Consider the following 19,980-nt stretch of genomic DNA (forward strand, 5'->3'; position numbering starts at 1 on the left):
TTTGAAATGAGCACATCCCCTAAAGAAACGCCGCATATTCAACCTGGAGGAGTAGAAATCGCAGAGACGATTCTATTGCCAGGCGATCCCTTAAGAGCAAAGTTTATTGCAGAGAACTATTTGGAAAATGTCGTCCAGTTCAATAATGTTCGCGGTATGCTGGGCTATACGGGAACTTTCAAGGATAGAAAAATATCAGTGATGGGTACCGGAATGGGAACACCAAGCATGAGTCTGTACTCATGGGAGCTGATTCATGTATTCGGTGTGAAGAATCTCATTCGTATTGGTTCCGCAGGGGCGATTCAAGATCATTTGAACCTGTATGACATTGTTTTCGCGATGGGTTCTGCAACCGATTCCAATTATGGACACCAGTACAACCTTCCGGGTCACTATTCGATTACGGCATCATTCGAACTTTTGGAAAAAGCCAAGAAAATAGCCGATGCGCAGGGGCAGAAGGTTCATGTAGGCAATGTGCTCTCCAGTGACATCTTCTATAATGCGGACCCAACGGCGCTGAAGAGATGGAGCGAGATGGGAATTCTATGCGCCGAGATGGAATCTGCTGGCCTGTATATGAACGCAGCACATGCGGGCGTTAACGCCCTGTGTATTTTGACGATCAGCGATCATATTTTCAGACATGAATCCACGACCTCGGAAGAGAGACAGACCGCTTTTACTAAAATGATGGAAATTGCACTGGAACTTGCTTGATCATCTGATTCCGGAAAGGAATGTGGCGAATGGCTACAATAACTGAACATACACCGCAAAATACCCCGCCCTTTCAAGCGAAAAGGGCAGTCCCTGTCATTCTGCTCTTTTTCGTCTTTGCCTTAATCATCGATAACTCATTCAAGTTGGTTTCAGTAGCAATAGGCGATGATCTGGGAATCTCGGCAACCATGGTTAGCTTGCAAGCTTCATTAGCGGGACTTGTGATTGGGATTGGCGCCGTCATCTATGCCTCTTTGGCCGACTCCATCAGTATCAGAAAGCTGTTGGTTGCAGGGATTATATTAATCTGCATAGGTTCGATTATTGGGTATATTTTTCAAGACTCTTATCTAATCATTGTTATTGCTCGTATGATCCAGACTGCAGGTCTGGCCGCAGCTGAAACTTTATATGTTATCTATGTAATGAAACACCTACCCAAAGATGAACAGAAGAAGTTCCTGGGTCTCAGCACAAGCAGCTATTCACTTTCTCTTGTTATCGGTTCCATTACTGGGGGGTACGTGTCCACCTATTTAAGTTGGTCAACATTATTTTTAATTCCGCTGCTGTCCTTAATCCTAATTCCCTTCATTCTTAAATATTTGCCAAAGGAACGATCTCGGAAGAGCCATGTTGATCTCATCGGTCTGATTCTCATATCGGCCATTACTACTTCTGTGTTGATGTATTTGACGGATTTCAACTGGATCTTTATTATGAGTTTCGTAGCCACTGCAGCACTTTTTCTTGGCTATATCAGTAAAAGTAAGAAGGCGTTCATTGGGATTTCCTTTTTTCAAAATAAACGGTTTGCATCCGTACTTGCCATAGCCTTTGTGATTTATTCCGTTCAACTGGGCTACATCTTTATTTTCCCATTCCTGCTTCAAAAGTTGTATGATCTTCAGCTCGATACGATCTCACTGCTGCTGATACCAGGCTATGTAACGGCGATAATAGTCGGTTCGCTGTCTGGAAAAATAGCAAAAGTATTGACCAATAAGCAAGCCGTTTCCATTGCTATGGGCATAATCGTATTCAGCTTGGCTTTACCCGGCCTTATTGGAGGCTCGATTCCTGTATATGTTCTCTCCATGCTGCTGTTCTCGGGGTCATTCGCATTCATGTACGCGCCTTTGCTTGAATCCTGTGTACGCTCCATCCCTGCAGAAAAGTCAGGAACAGCCATTGGATTCTACAACTTGGTGTTAAATGTATCCGCTTCCATAGGCATCACCTATACCGCATCTCTTATGGATGTAGTATCTTTTGGAACGGTATTATGGATCCTTTCAATCATTACCTTGTTCGCACTAGTGATGTACGGATTGCTTGTGGGCCGACTCACTGAGTCGAAGTAATTAAAGGTATCCATAGATTAAAACGCTCAAAACCACCATAAACACTCTCAGCCTTCCAGAAACAAAGTAAAAGTTATTGCCGCATAAATAAAGGATTGGTACAATATAATGAAATATTAGGGCACTGCTTCACTAGCATTGCTAGAGACAACCCCGCTACTTGTAGCCGGGTTGTTTTTTGTTTTTTTTATTAAAATGACAAGGTGGAGATTCCAATGATGATCATGAAGGAAACAAGAGCGATCCTAACCAAAGAAGACCTCATTCACAAGTTCAAAAGCTGCGGACTCATGGAGGGACAAACCATCATGGTTCATACTTCGTTAAGCAAGCTCGGTTTTGTTGTAGGCGGAGCAGAGACGTTCATTCGATCCCTTCTTGAAATCATTGGAGAAAAAGGAACTCTGATCATGCCATCCCAAACATGGAAAAATCTCGACCCTTCCACAGGTGTGCATTGGGAGGAGCCCGTAGAGTGGTGGCCTACCATTAGAGAACACTGGCCCGCTTATGATAAGGAGGTTACCCCCGCAATCGGTATGGGTGTCGTAGCCGAGATGTTTCGCAAGTGGCCGGGAGCTCATAGGTCACACCATCCTGCGCGTTCCATAGCAGCGGTGGGCAATCATGCGTCATATATAACGGAAAATCATGATTTAAGCAACATTTTTGGAGATGGCTCCCCGTTGGATAAGCTGTACCAGTTAAACGGCCATGTGCTTTTGGTTGGCGTCGGCTACGAAAAAAACACGTCGCTGCATTTGGCGGAAACAAGGGCAAATTTCCCTGGCAAGAAGTACTCCGAGGAAAGTAGCGCCATGATGATTAACGGCAAGCGCGAATGGGTCACTTACAAGACCCAAGCCGTAAACGACGAAGATTTTATTGAATTAGGGCAGCACTACGATACCGAAAAAAACGTGAAGATTCATAAAGTTGGAGACGCTGATGTCCGGTTCTTGGAACAACGACCGTTGATCGATTGGGCAACAGCATGGATGGAGCGTACTAGGGTGCATCTATAGCAGAGAAAAAGACTGTCCTGGAGGGCGCGGTATCATGATGAACAAACTCGAAGGCAATAATCGGCATATCCGGATGAATATCATAAACTTTGCTGCAAGGGAGCCTTTCAGTTTTTGTTCGGTGAGAGACTGGGGGCTTCCCCCGTCTACCCGACCTCGGCTTTAATGAAGTAGTTTAGCCAGGTTCGTGCTATAATGGTGTTTACCTGATTAACATTCATCATTCTGCCGAGAAGGCGATGATTAAGGAGATTGAACTTTGACGAACAACCATGATATTGGATCAGTTAACGAACTACCGGAAAACTTTGAAGAGCTCAAACGAGCGGCTAATCGGTCGGCAAGCTGGAGAGACAGACTGAATGCGGTGAACGAATTGGGAAACTGGGATACAGTCCCTACCATACAGTTGCTACATTATGTTTTGAAAAATGATCAAGTGTTTCAAGTGCGCGAAGCCGCATATCTCAAGCTCAAGCAGTTGGATGAAGATGTACAAATGCCTGCTAAAAACAAAGGCGATCTGTTTAAAGGTCTTAACAAAATTTTGCTACGGATTAAAAAAAGCCTTCCTGAAGGTCACACATTTGAGCAATTTAAGGAAAAACTGCAAAAGACACGTGTGGATATTTATGATACTTACGAGGGCGACAAAGATGCTGAGTTCGATTCCTGGCTCCATGGAATTTGGGAGACACTAGGTAGAAGATAGCCGCCGTGCAGGCTACAATGTAGACTTTCACAGTCTCCATCGGGCTGATTTAATACTGTAACTTTAACTCGACCCTTTGCTTTATCACGATCGCTATTATACCGTTCACCGTATAATAGCTGAGTACAAAGCCACTCCAGAAAAATGGAGTGGCTTCTTTATTTCTTATTATTTTGATTGTCACCAGATTTCATCTCACTCTTTAGCATTTTGAAGTATGAATGCAGTAACATTTCAGCATTTGTATCATCATTAATGCTTTTGAAGTAATTCCACAGTAAAAAAATACCTCTAAAACACTGTTTTAGAGGTCTGTCTTATATACTGATTTTTATTTTACTTTAAAAAGGAAAAGCATCGGATATTCTTACAGCAACATCCCCTGTAAATTTTCTTCCATCAGATGTTGTTACAGATATTGTATGATCACCAGCAGGAACACCTGCTGCATTCCATGTGTTACTTGAATTAGCAGCTAAAGTATGACTTTTACTGTTACCATGCTCTTGAATAGTAACAGTTACTGATGTCGCTGTAGTGTTTTTAACAGAGAATCTATAATAACTCCATGCTGCTGGTTGGTTCCAGAGATTTAGATATGTACCATTGCTCATTGAAACTCCAGAATCACTAATAACTAAATTGTTTATTCTTGGTTGAATTTTTTGAAATTCGTCAATATAACTACCATTAGAAGTAATTGATTCACTAGAAACAGTAATAGGAGTGGAATGATCGCTGGCAAAAACACTACTTGCACCTATAATTAATGCTGCTCCTAAAAGTAATACAGATAATTCCTTTTTATGTTTCATAAATTGTACCTCTTAGTTTTTTTTCTAAACTATACCGAATTATTTTCGGAAAATAGAATAGTAGTAAAAAAGCATTATACTACATATAATAACAAAATAAAACATTTTTATAATAATTATGATTAATAAAAATACTTACGATAGCCGGATATATGTACAAAAATATAGTAGGTATGTGAATAAGTCTGGCTTCCAAATCTCCAAACTCAGACGAATTTTGCTGTGACGGCCGATTAGCGTTCCGTGGAACAATGAAAAAAACCGTGTTTTGGCTAACAAGCCAAACATGGTTTTTCTTCGATTTATTTCTTTTCTCGGGGGTCATCAAATAATATGTTCCTTTATGACTGGCACAGTGAAATATAATAAGCTGAAAAATGAGTATTGGGAACGAGTGGCTGCTTAGAATTTTTCGTCCTACTTGTGGTACGGTTCATTCCGGTTAATCTTCACTGCGCGATAAATCTGCTCCACCAGCACCAGCCGCATGAGCTGATGCGGCAGGGTCATGCGCCCGAAGCTCAAGCGCTGCTTCGCGCGGCGCAGCACCTCATCGGAGAGCCCATGGCTTCCTCCGATGACAAACACGACATGGCTCGTCCCATAGGTGCCGAGCTTGTCGATCTCTGTTGCCAGCTCCTCGGAACTCCAGAGCTGGCCGTCCAATGCGAGCGCAACCACATGCGCCTCGCTCTTCACATGCGCGAGGATGCGTTCACCCTCGCGCTCCTTCACCGCCCGCACCTCAGCTTCGCTCAGGGTGTCGGGCGCCTTTTCGTCTGCGACCTCGATCATCTGAAACTTGATGTACGGGGCGAGCCGCTTGGCATATTCCTGAATGCCCAGCGTCAAATATTTTTCCTTCAGTTTGCCTACGCCAATAATCTGAATCAACATGAAGATTCATTCCTCCTAATCGTCCTGCGAGATAATCTATAAGTAAGATGCTTCAACACATCGTTTGTTCCAATATTTAAAGCTAACGAACTCCACACACCTTATCTAGCCCAATTTCGGCTCCTTTAAAATCTAAAGAATCTGAGAAACGCTATTTCAGGCAAAACACGCCAAAAACACAAAAAGAGCGCTCCGACACGCTCTCTTTGCTTCTTGCCTGTGATGTTCATACCGGATGGCAGGCGAGCGAGTGCATTCATGACAGACGCACCAACTGCGGATGCCTACACAGTACGCTAGACGACTAGATACTCGGCCTTTTGTTCGCACTCGGCGCACTTCGCAGGCGGGTCCCAATCGGCAAATTCCGTCTCCTTCAGATCAACGATATCTGGAGCGTCCTCATACTCATCAACAAACATGTCGATGGCGATGTCCACGTGTTCTTTGCATACAACGTACATCCGTTCAAGCATCCTTTCTGTATCCAGCTATGCTCCCGATTCACAACCGCTTATCCATACAGGATAGCCACTTCTCTGTTCTATCACACCTGCCGCGGAAAAGAAACCCCTAGCCCCCATTTATCGTGTCCAACTTCCACCAGTCCTCTCATTTCAGCACAAAAAAAAACAAAAAAGCGTCACTTCTCGACACCCCGTTGGCATCCCAAAGTAACACTTCTCCCAATTCCGAATCTATCCCACTCATTCGTTACTATTCAGATTACCGCACATATGAAAGCCATCGTCCTATTGTATTCGAATCCATACTCAATGGATATCGATCTTACTCCAGCCCCAACTGCGCCTTCGTCAGCAGCTTGCCACCCTGGAACGCAATTACTGCATTGGCTCCCGAACCCCCGGTGCCCTTATAGTTGTAGACCACCATATTTTCCGCTTCGCTCAATGCTTCGCCTTCACCGCCAAGGATATCGATAACTTCCTCTACCGCCATGCCAACCTCTAGCTTTTCATACTGGGCAAACGTAATCAGCACCCCATCTCCCTTTCCAGCCGATCCGTTGTTTCCCGAGCCAACAGGTGCTTTACCTCCAGGCTCATTCACCGCAATCACGGTGGTGCTCAGCTCCTCCAGCTTTTTCTCCAGATCCGCGATCTTCTTGTTCTGTTGACTATTCTTCTCGCTCTGGTCCGCAAGCTTCTTCTCCAGACCTGTAATCTGCTCCTGTAAACCACTAACATCAGCAGTCCCTGACGGGGACACCTCAGAAGTACATGCGGACAAAACAAACAGTGCAGATACCAGACTTGTTCCCCCCACCATGGTTTTCGTCAACCGTTTCATTGAATTAACCCCTTCCACTCCAGATTGAGAATACAGATCGACAAACAGATGTTACTCGCACAGCCGCCCATCACCAACACATTCCCAACAGTTTACCATAACTGAAACCCTCTATAACAGAGACTTTGGCTCTGGTCCTAACCTATCATTGGGAAACGACAAAATTCCCCCTGTAACCTCATGAATTTGGTTTATATGTAAATCAAGATTAGTGCAATAAAAAAGAGCGGATCAACAAGTTGATCGACTCTCCTTTATTACCCTATTTCTGTGTGCCATGTACATGAAAGCAATTCCCTTTACTCCGGTTTATCCGTCAGCTTCACCGACACCTTCTCGGCGTTGCCGTCCCGGTAAAAGGTGATTTCAATCGTATCGCCGATCTTCTTCTTATCGTACAGATATTTCCGCAGATCAAGCGTAGAGGTAATTTTTTGCCCATCAAATTCCGTAATGACGTCATTCAGCTTCATACCCGCATCGGATGCCGGACCGGACGCTTCCAGCACAACCACACCACTGTCCACGTGGGATGGGAGCTTCAGGTCTTTACGCTGCTCGTCATCCAGTGGGGCGTATGGATTACTCAGATCGACGGTATATACGCCCAGATATGGACGAGATACTTTGCCATTCAGCAGCAGGGAATCGACCGTTTTCATCACTTCGTTCATCGGAATCGCAAAGCCGAGGCCTTCAACGCCTGTATCCGAGATCTTCATCGTGTTGATGCCGACCAGTTTGCCGTTCAGATCGGCCAGTGCCCCGCCACTGTTGCCTTCATTAATCGCCGCATCCGTCTGGATCACGTTTTGTTCCCAGTCATACACACCGTCCTGATTAATGGATACCGGCAGAATCCGATCTGTGTAACTGACAATACCGGATGTCAGCGTACCGCCCAGACCGAGCGGATTCCCGATCGCCAGCACCGTTTGACCGCGCTGAAGTTTGCTGGAATCACCAAGCTCTGCGGCTGGACCGATGCCCTTATCATCTTGCACAGACAATACCGCAATGTCACTAACCCGGTCTTTGCCCACCAGCTTCGCTTTATGCGTTTCCCCGTCCACCGTAACAATCTCCAGATCACTCGCACCCTCCACGACGTGATGGTTGGTCATGATGTAGGCTTTGCCATCTTCCTTTTTGAAAATGACCCCTGATCCCAACGCAGAATCTTCCATCGACAGGCTGCTGCCCGTTTTATGGTTCACGATGCTCACCACGGAAGGGCGAACCTTCGCAGCTGCCTGGATAATCCGGTCGTACGGATCAGCCGCCTGCGCTGTCTGTGTACCGCCTCCGCCGTTCCCTGCAGCGTTCGCTAGAGGTAATGATGCAGGCTGCATAATAAAGCTGAACAGCGTAACGGTCACGATGGAGCTGATTACCGAACTGATCACGGCTACCTTGACCGTGGAGCTAAAACCCGAGCGTGACTTGCGTGGATTCTGCCAGCGGTCCCGTCCCCTGCCCCTGCCTCCAGGGCGAATGATCTGAAGTTTACCTTTCTGTTCAGGTTCGGCGCGTCTTGATACTTTGGTTGAATAAAAATCGTCTCCAAACAATCCCATCGTGATCCTCTCCCCTTCGTTGTCACGCATCAAGACCCTGACTGCCGCCCGATCGTTGTCGCATGGCCAACGACTGTGTCCTTACGTTACCCCACTCCGGCCACAGCCGAGCTTCCGATCGCTGTTACTCACAAATTTTATTGATTACCCTCTAAATAAGGTGAAAATTTGTTCATAAAGGCGAACGCTTCGCTTCTCCAGCTTCGTTCTGTGTCCTCCGTTACGCGTGTACCGTAAATACCAACTCATTCTTCCATGCGTTCCTGCATAAAAAATCGTTTTGCATATCGCTGCCATTCCTGCTAACTCGGAATGAAGCGTCTATGTACAACAGAACGAATATCCCATTCTGTCTGTGACTCTATCAGAAATGCTCTCGCATTCTACGACATGCCTTTTTGCGCGCAAATCAGCCTCTACTATAAAAGCTCCTTATATACTAAACACGCCAAATCTTAAAAAGTTGCATAATTACGAAGATTAACGGAAATTTCCGCTATAACGCGCTTAACAATAAAGGTCCCTAGTATCTATCACCACAAAATCCAGTTGGCTAAGCGCAATTTTGCCTATTCCCGTGAACTTTTTCATCTTCTTAAGCAAAATGCAGCCCCTGGTTCAGCATACACGTCCCTTACGTGTAATTATAGCGGCAAAAAGAGGAATGTTTTCCATCAAGCCTGACTACAATAATAGTAAAAGACAATTCGAAGCTTCATAGAAGGAGGATTCACATTATGGATCGCACGCGTACACTCACAGCCATGGATGAAGTTCATATGGCGGCCAAGCTGGCCGATCTCAAAGAAGAGCATTACCGCAATACCCTTGCCCTAAGCACCATTATTGAACTACTCGTCGACAAAGGCATTCTGACCCGCGAGGAAGTGGAGCGCAAAGCTACCGAACTCGACAGCTTTATGGCTCACCCACCCTATCCCATGGCGTAGGCCGATCATAATACGTATCACAGAGTTTGAACTCATGATCCCGATAAAAGCAACCACGGCTCTCCATCGCATCACGCACGGTCATTTTCGCCAAGTCCATCATATTATGATCCCGGCTCAAATGTGCCAGATACGTGCGCTTGATGCGTCCGTTCATCAGTTCACTAAGCGCAGCTCCCGCCGCTTCGTTCGACAAATGCCCAATGTCGCTCAGAATGCGGCGCTTGGTGTTCCAAGGATACCGCCCCATACGCAGCAATTCGACATCATGATTCGCCTCCAGCACAAGTACATCCGAATCCGAGATCGCATCGCGAACCTTGTCGCTCATATATCCGAGATCCGTCGCAACGGACAGCTTCTCACTGCCATCATCGAATGTGTACCCTACCGGTTCCGCTGCATCATGGGAGATGCCGAAAGATTCCACGCGCAGGGAGCCAAAATCATGCTTTTCACCCGTCTCAAACACCCTCCGGTTTTCCTCTGGAATCGCCCCAACGGACTTCTCCAGTGCCGCCCACGTATTCGTATTTGCATAGATTGGTAAATTATATTTCCGAGACATCGCGCCTAGTCCTTTAATGTGATCGGAATGTTCATGTGTAACCAGAATCCCGTCCAGCTCCGTTCCCGAAATCTCCCGTTCCAGAAACAATGCCTCCAGCCGCTTCGCACTGAGACCTGCATCAATCATGAGGGATGTGCCCCCATGCTGTATAACCGTGGCATTCCCTGTCGAACCGCTGGATAACACGGTAAAATAAATCCCCATAACGCATTACTCCCCTGGTTTGTCTGTCTTGGGACTGAATACATCCCCACTGATGCCCTGCACGTACAACACTTCGCCACTTTCCAGCACGAACCGCCATGCCGGCATCGCCACCTGCATATCTGAATTGAACAACTGGCCGTAATAGCCCAACTGAATATCTTTAACAATCGCATCATTTGGCAAAAAGTTCTCGATCAGCGTACCCAGCGCCTTCGACGCCGGAAGCACCTGCTGATCGCTTTCCTCCGCTGTCGTAATCCGCACCGGAGTCTGACGGTAACCCGTAATTTTCTGATCGCTGTAGAATAGCTCCAGACTAACATTGAAGAGCGGCCATTTGCCATCCACCAACGGATGAAGCACAAATGCCCCATCCTCCGCCATCAGCTGATCCCATCGATACGTACCAATCTGGGGAATCTCGTCCTGTAGTGCATCCTCCAGCTCGCTTTGCGAGAAGATCAGCTTGCTGTCCACTTTATTTTCCAGTTCAACCTCAATGCCTGTCTTGTTATCTTCAATGAACTCATACGACAGCTTCGGCAGCTTCGGCGTCTCATTCGGAATAGGAGCCAGCACCTGGATGCCCTTCTCTTCCATCGCCTGCTGTGTATTATCCGCCAGTGAGGTGAAGTCCAGATTGGCTCCGGCCGTCTCCCGCGCATCCATCCAGATCTGGTATCCCAGCACCAGATTGAGCAGCAGAAAGGCATAGATCAACACATTTTTCGCCCGTCCCCAATCCAAAACATCCACCTCCTTCATTAGACTACTATCACACTTACCACTCCGTGGTCAGAACAACCTTCCGATCGCTGTTATCCCCAGATTTCTTGATTCCCTTTTCCCAAGGGAGAAATCCGGGGATAAAGGCGAGCGCTTCGCTTCTTCAGGTTATTTCTGCCCCCTCCGTTAACGTGTGATTCTAAACCTCGCCCGGATATCAAATGACTTCATATCCTATAACCCATCAAGAAACGGTGGTTTCCTCCCCGTTCCCAAAGCGGATTACCCATACCGGGATGAGCTTCAGTCCATCCTCAATGCTGGATGGACGGTACGCCGGATACACGTCTACGACCTTACGGTTGGTGCCCGCCACCTTCTGGATGAGCGCCTTCAGCTTGTCCCCACCGGGCAGGGTGACCGATTTCTTCGTCTCCGCGCCTTCGTTCAGATATTCGAGCGAACGTTCATAGCTGGATACCGTCTCCTGCTGCATCTCCATGCTGATCGTGCCGAACCGGAACTGCATCGAGTCCATAATCGGGAAGCTGCTGTAATATTGCTGGAACTGAAGTTTCGTCTTTGTATCGGTTGTATCCAGCATCATGCGCGAACGACCTTTCCAGCCGCCATGCTGATTCACAAAATCAACCGCGGACAGCGCATCCTTCGCTGCGTCAATCTGTCCCGCAGGCGGCGCCGCTGGATCGGTGTAGCTAATCCAGCGCTGCTCTTGCTTCACTTGCAGACTGCGTTTGCTGTCTGTATAGATCTCCGAGCCATCTTTTTCCCGAATGTTTCGGGTCATGCTTGGATCAAAGAATAGGCTGCGCTGCATTTGTTCGACAGTGAACTGGCCTGTAGGCACGTCAGCCTCAATCGTTTCCAGTGCTTCAGCCGGGATATAATATCCGCCGTCCATCAGCGTATAAGGTGTCCAGCTGCTGCCGAAGTCGACATGCTGCTGCACGTCCTGTACTGTCAGATCCGCCTGCGTCGCCTCGTAGACCACGTCGCCTTTGGCGCTGAAGAACAGTGCGTGTGCCTTTGTTTCATTTTTGGCCGTATAGATCGAGATCCGGTTAATCGTTTCCCCCTGGAAGAGAGAGTCTGTCCCGAGTCGCATCACGCGCTGTAACAACGCTACAGGGATGCCTTCCTTGAACGACAGCTCAAAGCCAGGATTCTCCTTACGAATCTGATTCCAGTTGACCGACTGCACACTCCGACGCTGGAAATCATCAAACGTACGTCCCTGCAACCGTGAATAGATCAACTGATAGAACGTATTGCCCGGATAAAACACCGTATGTTTGTCCTCTCCCAGATGAATAACCATCTGATCAGGGAAAATTAAATCTTCAATATTGCGCTCCTGGCCCATATTCTCGGTTTTCACATAGTTCGTCTCTGACGTCACAATCGAATCGCCCCCACCGGGCAAACGATAGATCAAGAAGTAACTTTGTACCAAACTGGCAACGACGAGGGAAGCAAGCACCAGAGATTTAATCCGCTCTTTCAAGGTGCTCACCTCCTTCCTCACGCATGGGCAGTGTGAACGTTACCGTCGTCCCCACGTCCACCTCGGACTCCAGTGAGATATTGCCATCATGGGCCTTCACAATTTCCCGGGCAATGGACAATCCGAGCCCTGTACCGCCCATACTGCGGGAGCGAGCCTTGTCTACCCGATAAAACCGTTCAAAAATACGATCCAGATCCCGCTGTGGAATCCCCATCCCCGTATCGGTCACTGATATGGCGAGAGTATGATCATCATTGCGTCTGGCTGCGATTGTAATCGTGCCACCTTCAAGCGTGTATTTCAGCGCATTGGACACAACATTATCAAGCACCTGATCAATTTGGTCGCGATCCAATGGAACCGCTGGAATCCAGTTCTCTACAGAAAGCACAGATTGAATATCCTTCTGATGCATCTGGAACGAAAAACGATCCGACACTTCTTCCAACATCTCCATGATGTCGGTTGGCTGTTTGCGCAGCATCGCTTCCTTGGAATCGAGCCTGGACAGATGCAGCAAATCCGTAACTAATCGAATCATACGCTCCGTCTCATTCTGGATTACCCCAACGAATCGTCCAGCGAGCTGGGGATCTTCGAGAGCTCCATCATCCAGCGCTTCTGCGTAGCTCTTAATGGTAGTCAGCGGTGTACGCAGCTCATGAGAGACATTCGCCACGAATTCACGCCGTGAAGCTTCCAGTTCTTCCTGCTCTGTAACGTCCTGAAGCACAGCAATCGTACCTGTAATGCCTAGCTCGCGACGATGGACCGGTGTAAACGTCATGCGGATGACAACGGGATCTTCCTGTCCCGCAGGCGCAATCTGGAGCAGCGTCGAGCCTGTAAAACCACTGGCTAACGCTTCAGCATCTTCCGGATCAATGCCCAGCAATACGGCAAAGTGCCTTCCTTCAATGTCCGCCGGACGCATGCCCAGAATGCTGCTAGCACGGCGGTTCACCAGAATGACTTTGCCATATTCGTCCGTTGCGACCACGCCATCGCTCATATTGGTCAGAATGGACGTCAGCTTCTCCTTCTCCTCTTCGTTCTGGGAGAGCGCATCCCGCAATCTGCTAGTCATATAGTTGAACGCCCGACTGAGCTGTCCAATCTCATCCGTTCCGAATACAGGCGTCTGCTGATCGAAGTTACCTTCCGCGACCGCCGTCGCCCTTCGGGTAACTTCCTTGATAGGCTGCGTTATCGTATGTGACAGAATGACACCAAGCACTGCGGTTAATACCAAGGCAATCAAAATGCCTGAGATAAAAATCTTGTTAATGCCCTCCATTGTGGCATATAACTCATTCATCGAGGCGGCGATGTAGACCGCGCCGATAATCTTGCCGCCGGACAGCACCGGCTTGGCAACGACCTTTTTGCGAACATTATCCTCGTCCACGATATATTCCTCATTGTCCCGAATGCCTTGAAGCGCACGGCTGACAACGGTCTGGGTGTTTTTGCGTCCAACATAGTCTGAATGGGAACTTAGCGAGGTGGTCAGCACTTTGCCACTGGCATCCAGCACCTGAATCTCGGCGCCGTTAATGTTGAACAGGTTGTTTACCAACACACGCAGGTTTTCCGTTTTATCCTCGCCAGCCTCGGCTTCTCCACCAGCCATCGTCTCTCCCACAAGCACAGACAGCATCTCAGCCCGTGCCTGCAAATCCTCAGTGAAGTTGCTGGTCAGCGAGTTCTTCATCGCACTCACAAAATAAACGCCGATCAATTGCATCGCAATCAGAATCAGCAGTACATAGATAATAATTAGTTTCGCCTGAATCGTTCGAAAGAACGAAAATCGCGAGAAACGCCCCATTATATCCCCACGCTTTTGGGACTGCGCACGAGATAACCCAGCCCGCGGCGAGTCAGAATCGTTTCCGGTTTGCTCGGGTTCTCCTCAATCTTCTCACGCAGACGACGAATCGTAACATCAACGGTACGTACATCCCCGAAATATTCATATCCCCATACAGCTTGCAGCAGATGTTCACGTGTCATTACCTTGCCGGAATGCTTCGCCATATAATAGAGAAGTTCGTACTCACGGTGGGTCAGATCCAGCGGTTCGCCACCTTTGTAAGCTGTATACATGTCCATATCAAACGCCAAATCAAATAAACGCATGACCTGTTTCTCTTCGTCTTCCGGCGCTTCAGCCGTAATGGCAGGCTTCTGCCGTCTGCGCATCTGTGCTTTCACCCGGGCGAGCAGCTCGCGCGTACTGAAAGGCTTCGTAACATAATCATCCGCACCTAGCTCCAGACCGAGCACCTTGTCGATCTCGCCATCCTTTGCGGTCAGCATAATGATCGGCATCTCCAAATGGGCACGCACCTCGCGGCACACATCCATACCATCCTTACCTGGCAGCATCAGGTCCAGCAGCATCAGATCCGGCTTCTCGGATAACGCCAATTCAACCGCACGAATGCCATCAAATGCGCAGATGACCTCGTACCCCTCTTTTTCCAAATTAAACTTCAGAATGTCCGCAATGGGCTGTTCATCGTCCACCACCAAAATCTTCCCCTGCATCGGCTGTCTTCACCCCTATATCCTGCTTGATCCGCCTTAGCGGTCTATCTCTCTTAATCAACTTATATAAATTGTGTTTCCTACGTTTTCATTGAATATAGTTCATATCATATGGCTTGTTGCCTATAGTCTATAGTTTAACATACCTGAAGCACCGTCACATCCCGATCAGGGCCAATGTGCAGCCCAAACTGAAAAATTTTTACAGCAGCAAAAAACAAGGCCAGCATCAACTGCCAACCTTGCCCTGGATTGCGATATAACTAGTTCAAGTATGTCAATGGATTTTCCACCGTTCCGTTCTTGATAATCTCGAAATGCAGATGCGTTCCGGTTGAACGGCCCGTGTTGCCCATTACGCCGATGCTCTCACCTTTTTCAACGACTTGTCCAACCTTAACACCAATGCTGTTCAAGTGCCCATAAAGTGTTTCGTATCCATTACGATGGTTAATAATAATAACATTGCCATAACCACTCTTCTGTCCTGCAAAAGTAATCACGCCCTCATCAGACGCTTTCACGTCACGGTTACCGACAAGATCGACACCTTTGTGCTGGCGACCCCAGCGTTGTCCAAAGCTGCTGCTCATCGTAGCGTTTGATACCGGCCAAGCAAATTCACCTGTACCTTCACCGACCACTTTGGTTCCACTCAGAACCACTTCAGTAACTGCTGACTTGATGACTTCCTGGCCAAGCCATTCCTCCTGAACGACCTCACCATTTTCCTTCGTTATCCGATATTGCATGCTTTTCAGACCGCTTTGACCTGGTCGCACCACTTTGGTTGTGCCTGCTTTGAGCTCAGCACTTTTGCGTACTTCCACCTGCGGTTTAATCTCAATCTGTTCAACCACCTGCTCAACTGATTTAACGGTAACAGCTGGTTTTGGCACCGTCAGTGTAAGCTCGTCCCCAATTTGCAGTGACGTTTCTTTGATGCCCGGATTATGTTTGCGAATCTCACTTTGCGTAATTTCGTATTTGGCAGCAATGGAAGAGATCGTATCTCCTTCACGCACGACATAAGTTACAGGCGCGTCTTTACCAACGGTTAAAGCATCAACCGCCTCGGATACATCCCATATTTTGTTTGGGTCAGCCTTCACCACATCTGTCGCTACATCTTCCTTGATGCCCACCGACTTCAGCGTAGTACTCGGCCCCTCTGCTTTCTTCGATGAGTTTGCCGATACCGACTTCGTCTTGAGCGAACTGCGCACAGCCGATGCCGATATGTACTTGTTCTGCACTTGTTCCAGAATCGCGTCTGCTGTTGCCTGATCCTTCACAATGCCGATTACTTCACCGTCTACCTTGAGCTCTACACCCTTGGCATAGGCGGTAAGCATGTCGCCGAGCTTGTCCAGCGTCTCATCGCTGTTCACTACGGGTTTGTATGCTTTAATGGTTTCGGTCGTGATGCCATCTGTGTTCAGCACCATTTCCGCTTCTGGATATTTATTTTGGAATTCCTCAGTTTTGTCTGCAAATAATTTCTGTAATTGCGTCTCATCCGTGATGGTGCCAATCTCATTTCCTTTAACCATCACTTTATAATATGGGACGGTGTTTGCAGCAACGTATTGTTTGCCTGCGAATCCGATCGATGCAGCGATAAATAAACCACATGCTGCTGTAATGATCCATTTGCGCGAGGCCAGAACGCGCTTTTTATTACTACTGAAGTTGGACATGCTCATGTTGTTTTTGTCTTCGGCCGTCCGGTGTTCACCGGATTGTTCGTGTTCCCGGTTCTTGCCCGGTTGGCGTATGCCTCTGAAACCTTTCATGATTCTCTCCTTTTCAGCACTTCTCAGTTCGCATTTCTGTCAAGACATCACCCACTGTGTCTGTCCCATGCTTGTCGATATTTGTATTCGGGTGTCCGCAAATCAGGACTTTAGCTGCGCTCGTAAAAGTGTCAAAATTTTAACCTTTTATCACACCCGTATACTTTAACACAGGTTTTACACTCATTTCAACTGTACACGTCACAGCGCAAAGCCGCGCCACGCTTGGTTTCCCTGTATTATCCATAAGATGGCAGATCAATATTCTTCCCCATATCGCCTCTACTTCAGGTATACTATGTACTTTTGATCATTTTTTAAGACTAGGTTCTAAGACCCACCGATATGTGTTTTCTTTTTCATAAAAATACAAACTGAAATCCCTCGTCAGATCATCTCTGGTGAGGGATTTCGTTAAACTCTTGCTATAGAGTGCCTCATATTGGCTGGATTATATGCTAACCAATTTCTGCTTTTATTTCATTTCTAGAATGGCCTAATGAATTAAATTTCTCTAATTTATCGCTCAGGATTCGATTTTCTGATTCCTTTATGAATATTCAGCAAAGGGTCGCAGATTTACGGAATTCCCTATATGAACTTAGTTTATTCCGCCTGAAGGACTTCCATTAGATTATCGTATTCTTCGCTCGTCAGATACTTGGAGATCACCTGCTCAATATCCCGCAGCTCCTGCTCAGTCAGGCCGCCTTCCATGGCGCCTGAGATTTGCTGCATCTCTTTCTGGGGCAGCTTGTTCATCAGCAGACTGAAAATCTTTTCTTTTTCCTCCAACGGCAGCTTGTCCTTCTTGCCTGTGATGTCATCCGGAGATACTACAATCTCATCATTCCCTGAAGAAGGCGTGCCATTGGAATTCGTACCTGATCCGTTGCCCGATGCTGTACTGTTGCCAGGCGTTGTCCCAGAATCACTACCCGCATTTGTGCCAGCATCTGCGTCTGTTCCCGTGCCTGAGCTGCCCCCTGGGCTAGATCCCGTAGCAGAAGAATCCGTTCCTGAGCCTGCTCCTTGACCATCGTCTGTTCCCGTACCCTGTTCAGAGCTGTTGCCTGTATTCGCGCCTGTTTCTCCACTTTCTGTTCCATTGCCCATGACAGATATCGCATCTTCTGGAACGTGTTCCTCCTCCGCTCCTGCCGGCTGATCTGTCGTGCCCGTTCCTGGCTTCTTCTCTTCACCGGACTTACCACCTAATGCACCCTGAAACATGGCCGTTAACCCCATGGGCTGGCCTTCCCACTGAATATTGAAACTCGCCAGCAGCGATTTTACATATGACTGAACGATTAATCCGGTTGTCAGCAGGGTCAGTGAACTGACCAGCATCACGGTAAGCAATATTTTAATGAACCATTGAAGCAACTTCATTCCCGTTCTCTCCCTCCGTTTTCCGACCCCATATCACATTCGATGTTTCAGGATCTATGAGTCTACTGTTAACCAGTATTGACGGAAATCCGGGGATTATATCAGGAAGGCGTGCGAAAAACCCCAGCCATCGCTATTTAAGCGATAACTGGGGCTCTATGATGCCTATATAGGCATATCATTTGGATGAACGTTTACTTCGTATTGCCGAGTTAACCTAGCTGCTTATTCGTAGATAGGAAGAACCTGATTCGTTTGCTCACGGTTACGACCTACAGAGAAGATGGCAATTGGAATGCCTGTCAGTTCGGAAACACGTTTCACGTAATTCTGTGTGTTCACAGGCAGGTCTTCCAGTTTCTTCGCCGCAGTGATATCTTCGCTCCAGCCCGGAAGCTCTTCGTATACCGCTTCACATTCTGCCAGCATTTTCAGGCTTGCCGGATAGTGAGTGATAACCTCGCCGCGGAATTTGTAGCCTGTGCAGATTTTCACCGTTTCCAGACCTGTCATTACATCCAGGGAGTTCAGGGACAGACCCGTGATTCCGCTAACACGACGAGCGTGGCGAACAACAACACTGTCGAACCAGCCGACACGACGCGGACGTCCAGTTACAGTACCGTACTCATGTCCGGTCTCACGAATTTGGTCACCAATTGCATCATGCAGTTCTGTCGGGAAAGGACCATCTCCTACACGTGTTGTGTAGGCTTTAGCCACACCGATAACCTGCTGAATACGGGCTGGGCCAACGCCCGAACCGATACATACGCCGCCTGCTGACGGATTGGATGAAGTAACAAATGGATAAGTTCCTTGATCAAGATCCAACATAACGCCTTGTGCGCCTTCGAACAATACTTTTTTGTCCTCATCGATGTATTCGTTGAGCACAACTGATGTATCACGCACATAAGGACGCAGAATTTCTGCGTATCCCAGGTAATCTTTCAGAATTTCTTCTACATCTACAGGCTCGCCGCCATAGACCTGCTCGATTACACGGTTTTTTTCTTTTACCAAATGACGCAGTTTCAGTTCGAACTCTTCCGCATCAAGCAGATCAACCATACGAATACCGATACGAGCTGATTTGTCCATGTAACATGGGCCAATTCCCTTGCCTGTTGTACCGATTTTGTTCGGGCCTTTGCTCTCTTCTTCCAATGCATCCAATACCATGTGATATGGCAGGATGATGTGTGCGCGTTCGCTGATGGACAGGTTTTTGGTCGTAAAGTCATTGTCATGAATATAGTTAATTTCTTCGATGAGTGCCTTTGGGTTGATAACCATACCGTTACCAATTACACATGCTTTGTCTGTGTAGAAGATACCCGATGGAATCATCGTCAATTTATATTTTTTGTTATCGATCAGAATCGTGTGTCCTGCATTGTTACCACCTTGGTAACGAGCAACCACGTCTGCGGATTCCGCCAAATAATCCGTAATCTTGCCTTTACCTTCGTCTCCCCATTGCGTTCCCACTACAACTACCGTTGACATAGTACATACCTCCGTGGGTGCCTTGCGCACCTTTGTATTGGTCTGTCCGTCCTCTATCTCGGCAGGAATTTGAAGTGAAATTACCAGCGGAGAAGCGTGCTAACGGACAGTGAAAATCCCCCTCGGTTTACATCCAAGGGAAGGTTTTCGCTGCTTTAACGCAGCAGTACTAGTGTACCAGTCCCTTTTTTCAAAGTCAAATCAAATGGCGAACAATTAGATATAGTCAAACTCTAATGTTCGGAATTGACTCCATATTGCGACGCAAAAAACCGGCGAAGCCAGTCAAATCTTGCTTGACAGCTAACCCCGGTTACT

General features: G+C 47.5%; 18 protein-coding genes. 5 read left to right on the forward strand and 13 right to left on the reverse strand.

Features of this window, described 5'->3' with window-relative positions; translation table 11 throughout:
- Positions 1-6 precede the first annotated feature (6 nt).
- The 4 genes from deoD to BUA17_RS13365 all read left to right on the forward strand — a co-directional run bounded on the left by deoD (position 7) and on the right by BUA17_RS13365 (position 3,827).
- Positions 7-723, forward strand: coding sequence for a purine-nucleoside phosphorylase (gene deoD, locus BUA17_RS13350; RefSeq protein ID WP_063565775.1), 717 nt, complete (start codon positions 7-9; stop codon positions 721-723).
- A 29-nt stretch (positions 724-752) separates the two neighbouring features.
- Complete coding sequence (locus tag BUA17_RS13355) at positions 753-2,090, forward strand: MFS transporter (RefSeq protein ID WP_064641472.1); 1,338 nt, start codon at positions 753-755, stop codon at positions 2,088-2,090.
- Between the two features lie 215 nt (positions 2,091-2,305).
- The gene (locus BUA17_RS13360) at positions 2,306-3,115 is read left to right on the forward strand and encodes an AAC(3) family N-acetyltransferase (protein ID WP_072733917.1); all 810 of its coding nucleotides are present in this window, start codon (positions 2,306-2,308) and stop codon (positions 3,113-3,115) included.
- Between the two features lie 259 nt (positions 3,116-3,374).
- A complete protein-coding gene (locus BUA17_RS13365; protein WP_072733918.1) occupies positions 3,375-3,827 on the forward strand; it encodes an esterase in 453 nt (150 codons plus the stop codon).
- A 341-nt stretch (positions 3,828-4,168) separates the two neighbouring features.
- Here the strand turns inward: BUA17_RS13365 and BUA17_RS13370 are convergent, their stop codons facing one another.
- The 5 genes from BUA17_RS13370 to BUA17_RS13390 all read right to left on the reverse strand — a co-directional run bounded on the left by BUA17_RS13370 (position 4,169) and on the right by BUA17_RS13390 (position 8,427).
- Positions 4,169-4,642, reverse strand: a complete 474-nt coding sequence (locus tag BUA17_RS13370) for an Ig-like domain-containing protein (RefSeq protein ID WP_072733919.1) — start codon at positions 4,640-4,642, stop codon at positions 4,169-4,171.
- Positions 4,643-5,059: 417 nt separating this feature from the next.
- Positions 5,060-5,539 carry a 23S rRNA (pseudouridine(1915)-N(3))-methyltransferase RlmH gene (gene rlmH / locus BUA17_RS13375; protein WP_072733920.1) on the reverse strand — a complete coding sequence of 160 codons (480 nt, stop codon included), beginning with the start codon at positions 5,537-5,539 and terminating at the stop codon, positions 5,060-5,062.
- A 296-nt stretch (positions 5,540-5,835) separates the two neighbouring features.
- Complete coding sequence (locus tag BUA17_RS13380; protein ID WP_063870633.1) at positions 5,836-6,003, reverse strand: CxxH/CxxC protein; 168 nt, start codon at positions 6,001-6,003, stop codon at positions 5,836-5,838.
- 325 nt (positions 6,004-6,328) lie between these two features.
- The gene (locus tag BUA17_RS31655; protein ID WP_244552137.1) at positions 6,329-6,850 is read right to left on the reverse strand and encodes a hypothetical protein; all 522 of its coding nucleotides are present in this window, start codon (positions 6,848-6,850) and stop codon (positions 6,329-6,331) included.
- Positions 6,851-7,149: 299 nt separating this feature from the next.
- Positions 7,150-8,427, reverse strand: coding sequence for a S1C family serine protease (locus BUA17_RS13390; RefSeq protein ID WP_072733921.1), 1,278 nt, complete (start codon positions 8,425-8,427; stop codon positions 7,150-7,152).
- A 737-nt stretch (positions 8,428-9,164) separates the two neighbouring features.
- Between BUA17_RS13390 and BUA17_RS13395 the strand changes: the two genes are divergently transcribed.
- Complete coding sequence (locus BUA17_RS13395) at positions 9,165-9,377, forward strand: hypothetical protein (protein ID WP_053781978.1); 213 nt, start codon at positions 9,165-9,167, stop codon at positions 9,375-9,377.
- Here the strand turns inward: BUA17_RS13395 and BUA17_RS13400 are convergent.
- From BUA17_RS13400 to BUA17_RS13435, 8 genes are all read right to left on the reverse strand, one after another.
- Positions 9,346-10,152 (reverse strand): MBL fold metallo-hydrolase, encoded by an 807-nt coding sequence (locus BUA17_RS13400; RefSeq protein WP_062327768.1) that lies wholly within the window; start codon positions 10,150-10,152, stop codon positions 9,346-9,348. The genes BUA17_RS13395 and BUA17_RS13400 overlap by 32 nt on opposite strands.
- Positions 10,153-10,158: 6 nt before the next feature.
- Positions 10,159-10,902, reverse strand: coding sequence for a two-component system regulatory protein YycI (yycI, locus tag BUA17_RS13405; protein WP_063567362.1), 744 nt, complete (start codon positions 10,900-10,902; stop codon positions 10,159-10,161).
- Between the two features lie 223 nt (positions 10,903-11,125).
- Positions 11,126-12,406, reverse strand: a complete 1,281-nt coding sequence (gene yycH, locus BUA17_RS13410; protein ID WP_063567363.1) for a YycH family regulatory protein — start codon at positions 12,404-12,406, stop codon at positions 11,126-11,128.
- Positions 12,390-14,240 carry a cell wall metabolism sensor histidine kinase WalK gene (gene walK / locus BUA17_RS13415; protein ID WP_072733922.1) on the reverse strand — a complete coding sequence of 617 codons (1,851 nt, stop codon included), beginning with the start codon at positions 14,238-14,240 and terminating at the stop codon, positions 12,390-12,392. Before walK ends, yycH begins: the two co-directional genes overlap by 17 nt.
- The gene (gene yycF, locus BUA17_RS13420; RefSeq protein ID WP_062327757.1) at positions 14,240-14,962 is read right to left on the reverse strand and encodes a response regulator YycF; all 723 of its coding nucleotides are present in this window, start codon (positions 14,960-14,962) and stop codon (positions 14,240-14,242) included. The genes walK and yycF overlap by 1 nt, the downstream gene beginning before the upstream one ends.
- 263 nt (positions 14,963-15,225) lie before the next feature.
- Positions 15,226-16,758: a peptidoglycan DD-metalloendopeptidase family protein gene (locus tag BUA17_RS13425; protein WP_072733923.1), complete on the reverse strand. Its 1,533-nt coding sequence runs from the start codon at positions 16,756-16,758 to the stop codon at positions 15,226-15,228.
- A gap of 606 nt (positions 16,759-17,364) precedes the next feature.
- A complete protein-coding gene (locus tag BUA17_RS13430; protein ID WP_072733924.1) occupies positions 17,365-18,150 on the reverse strand; it encodes a dermokine domain-containing protein in 786 nt (261 codons plus the stop codon).
- Between the two features lie 225 nt (positions 18,151-18,375).
- Positions 18,376-19,662: an adenylosuccinate synthase gene (locus BUA17_RS13435; RefSeq protein ID WP_063567367.1), complete on the reverse strand. Its 1,287-nt coding sequence runs from the start codon at positions 19,660-19,662 to the stop codon at positions 18,376-18,378.
- Positions 19,663-19,980 lie beyond the last annotated feature (318 nt).

Origin of the sequence: Paenibacillus sp. ov031, from assembly GCF_900143165.1 — a bacterium.
Lineage (GTDB): Bacteria > Bacillota > Bacilli > Paenibacillales > Paenibacillaceae > Paenibacillus > Paenibacillus marchantiae.

Excerpts from the sequence above, each read along its gene's own strand:
- BUA17_RS13370 (WP_072733919.1), bottom strand. The coding sequence starts at position 4,642 with ATGAAACATAAAAAGGAATTATCTGTATTACTTTTAGGAGCAGCATTA.
- BUA17_RS13425 (WP_072733923.1), bottom strand. The coding sequence starts at position 16,758 with ATGAAAGGTTTCAGAGGCATACGCCAACCGGGCAAGAACCGGGAACAC.
- BUA17_RS13355 (WP_064641472.1), top strand. The coding sequence starts at position 753 with ATGGCTACAATAACTGAACATACACCGCAAAATACCCCGCCCTTTCAA.
- yycF (WP_062327757.1), bottom strand. The coding sequence starts at position 14,962 with ATGCAGGGGAAGATTTTGGTGGTGGACGATGAACAGCCCATTGCGGAC.
- deoD (WP_063565775.1), top strand. The coding sequence starts at position 7 with ATGAGCACATCCCCTAAAGAAACGCCGCATATTCAACCTGGAGGAGTA.
- BUA17_RS13400 (WP_062327768.1), bottom strand. The coding sequence starts at position 10,152 with ATGGGGATTTATTTTACCGTGTTATCCAGCGGTTCGACAGGGAATGCC.
- BUA17_RS13380 (WP_063870633.1), bottom strand. The coding sequence starts at position 6,003 with ATGTACGTTGTATGCAAAGAACACGTGGACATCGCCATCGACATGTTT.
- BUA17_RS13435 (WP_063567367.1), bottom strand. The coding sequence starts at position 19,662 with ATGTCAACGGTAGTTGTAGTGGGAACGCAATGGGGAGACGAAGGTAAA.
- rlmH (WP_072733920.1), bottom strand. The coding sequence starts at position 5,539 with ATGTTGATTCAGATTATTGGCGTAGGCAAACTGAAGGAAAAATATTTG.
- BUA17_RS13430 (WP_072733924.1), bottom strand. The coding sequence starts at position 18,150 with ATGAAGTTGCTTCAATGGTTCATTAAAATATTGCTTACCGTGATGCTG.
- BUA17_RS13360 (WP_072733917.1), top strand. The coding sequence starts at position 2,306 with ATGATGATCATGAAGGAAACAAGAGCGATCCTAACCAAAGAAGACCTC.
- BUA17_RS13395 (WP_053781978.1), top strand. The coding sequence starts at position 9,165 with ATGGATCGCACGCGTACACTCACAGCCATGGATGAAGTTCATATGGCG.
- BUA17_RS13390 (WP_072733921.1), bottom strand. The coding sequence starts at position 8,427 with ATGGGATTGTTTGGAGACGATTTTTATTCAACCAAAGTATCAAGACGC.
- BUA17_RS31655 (WP_244552137.1), bottom strand. The coding sequence starts at position 6,850 with ATGAAACGGTTGACGAAAACCATGGTGGGGGGAACAAGTCTGGTATCT.
- walK (WP_072733922.1), bottom strand. The coding sequence starts at position 14,240 with ATGGGGCGTTTCTCGCGATTTTCGTTCTTTCGAACGATTCAGGCGAAA.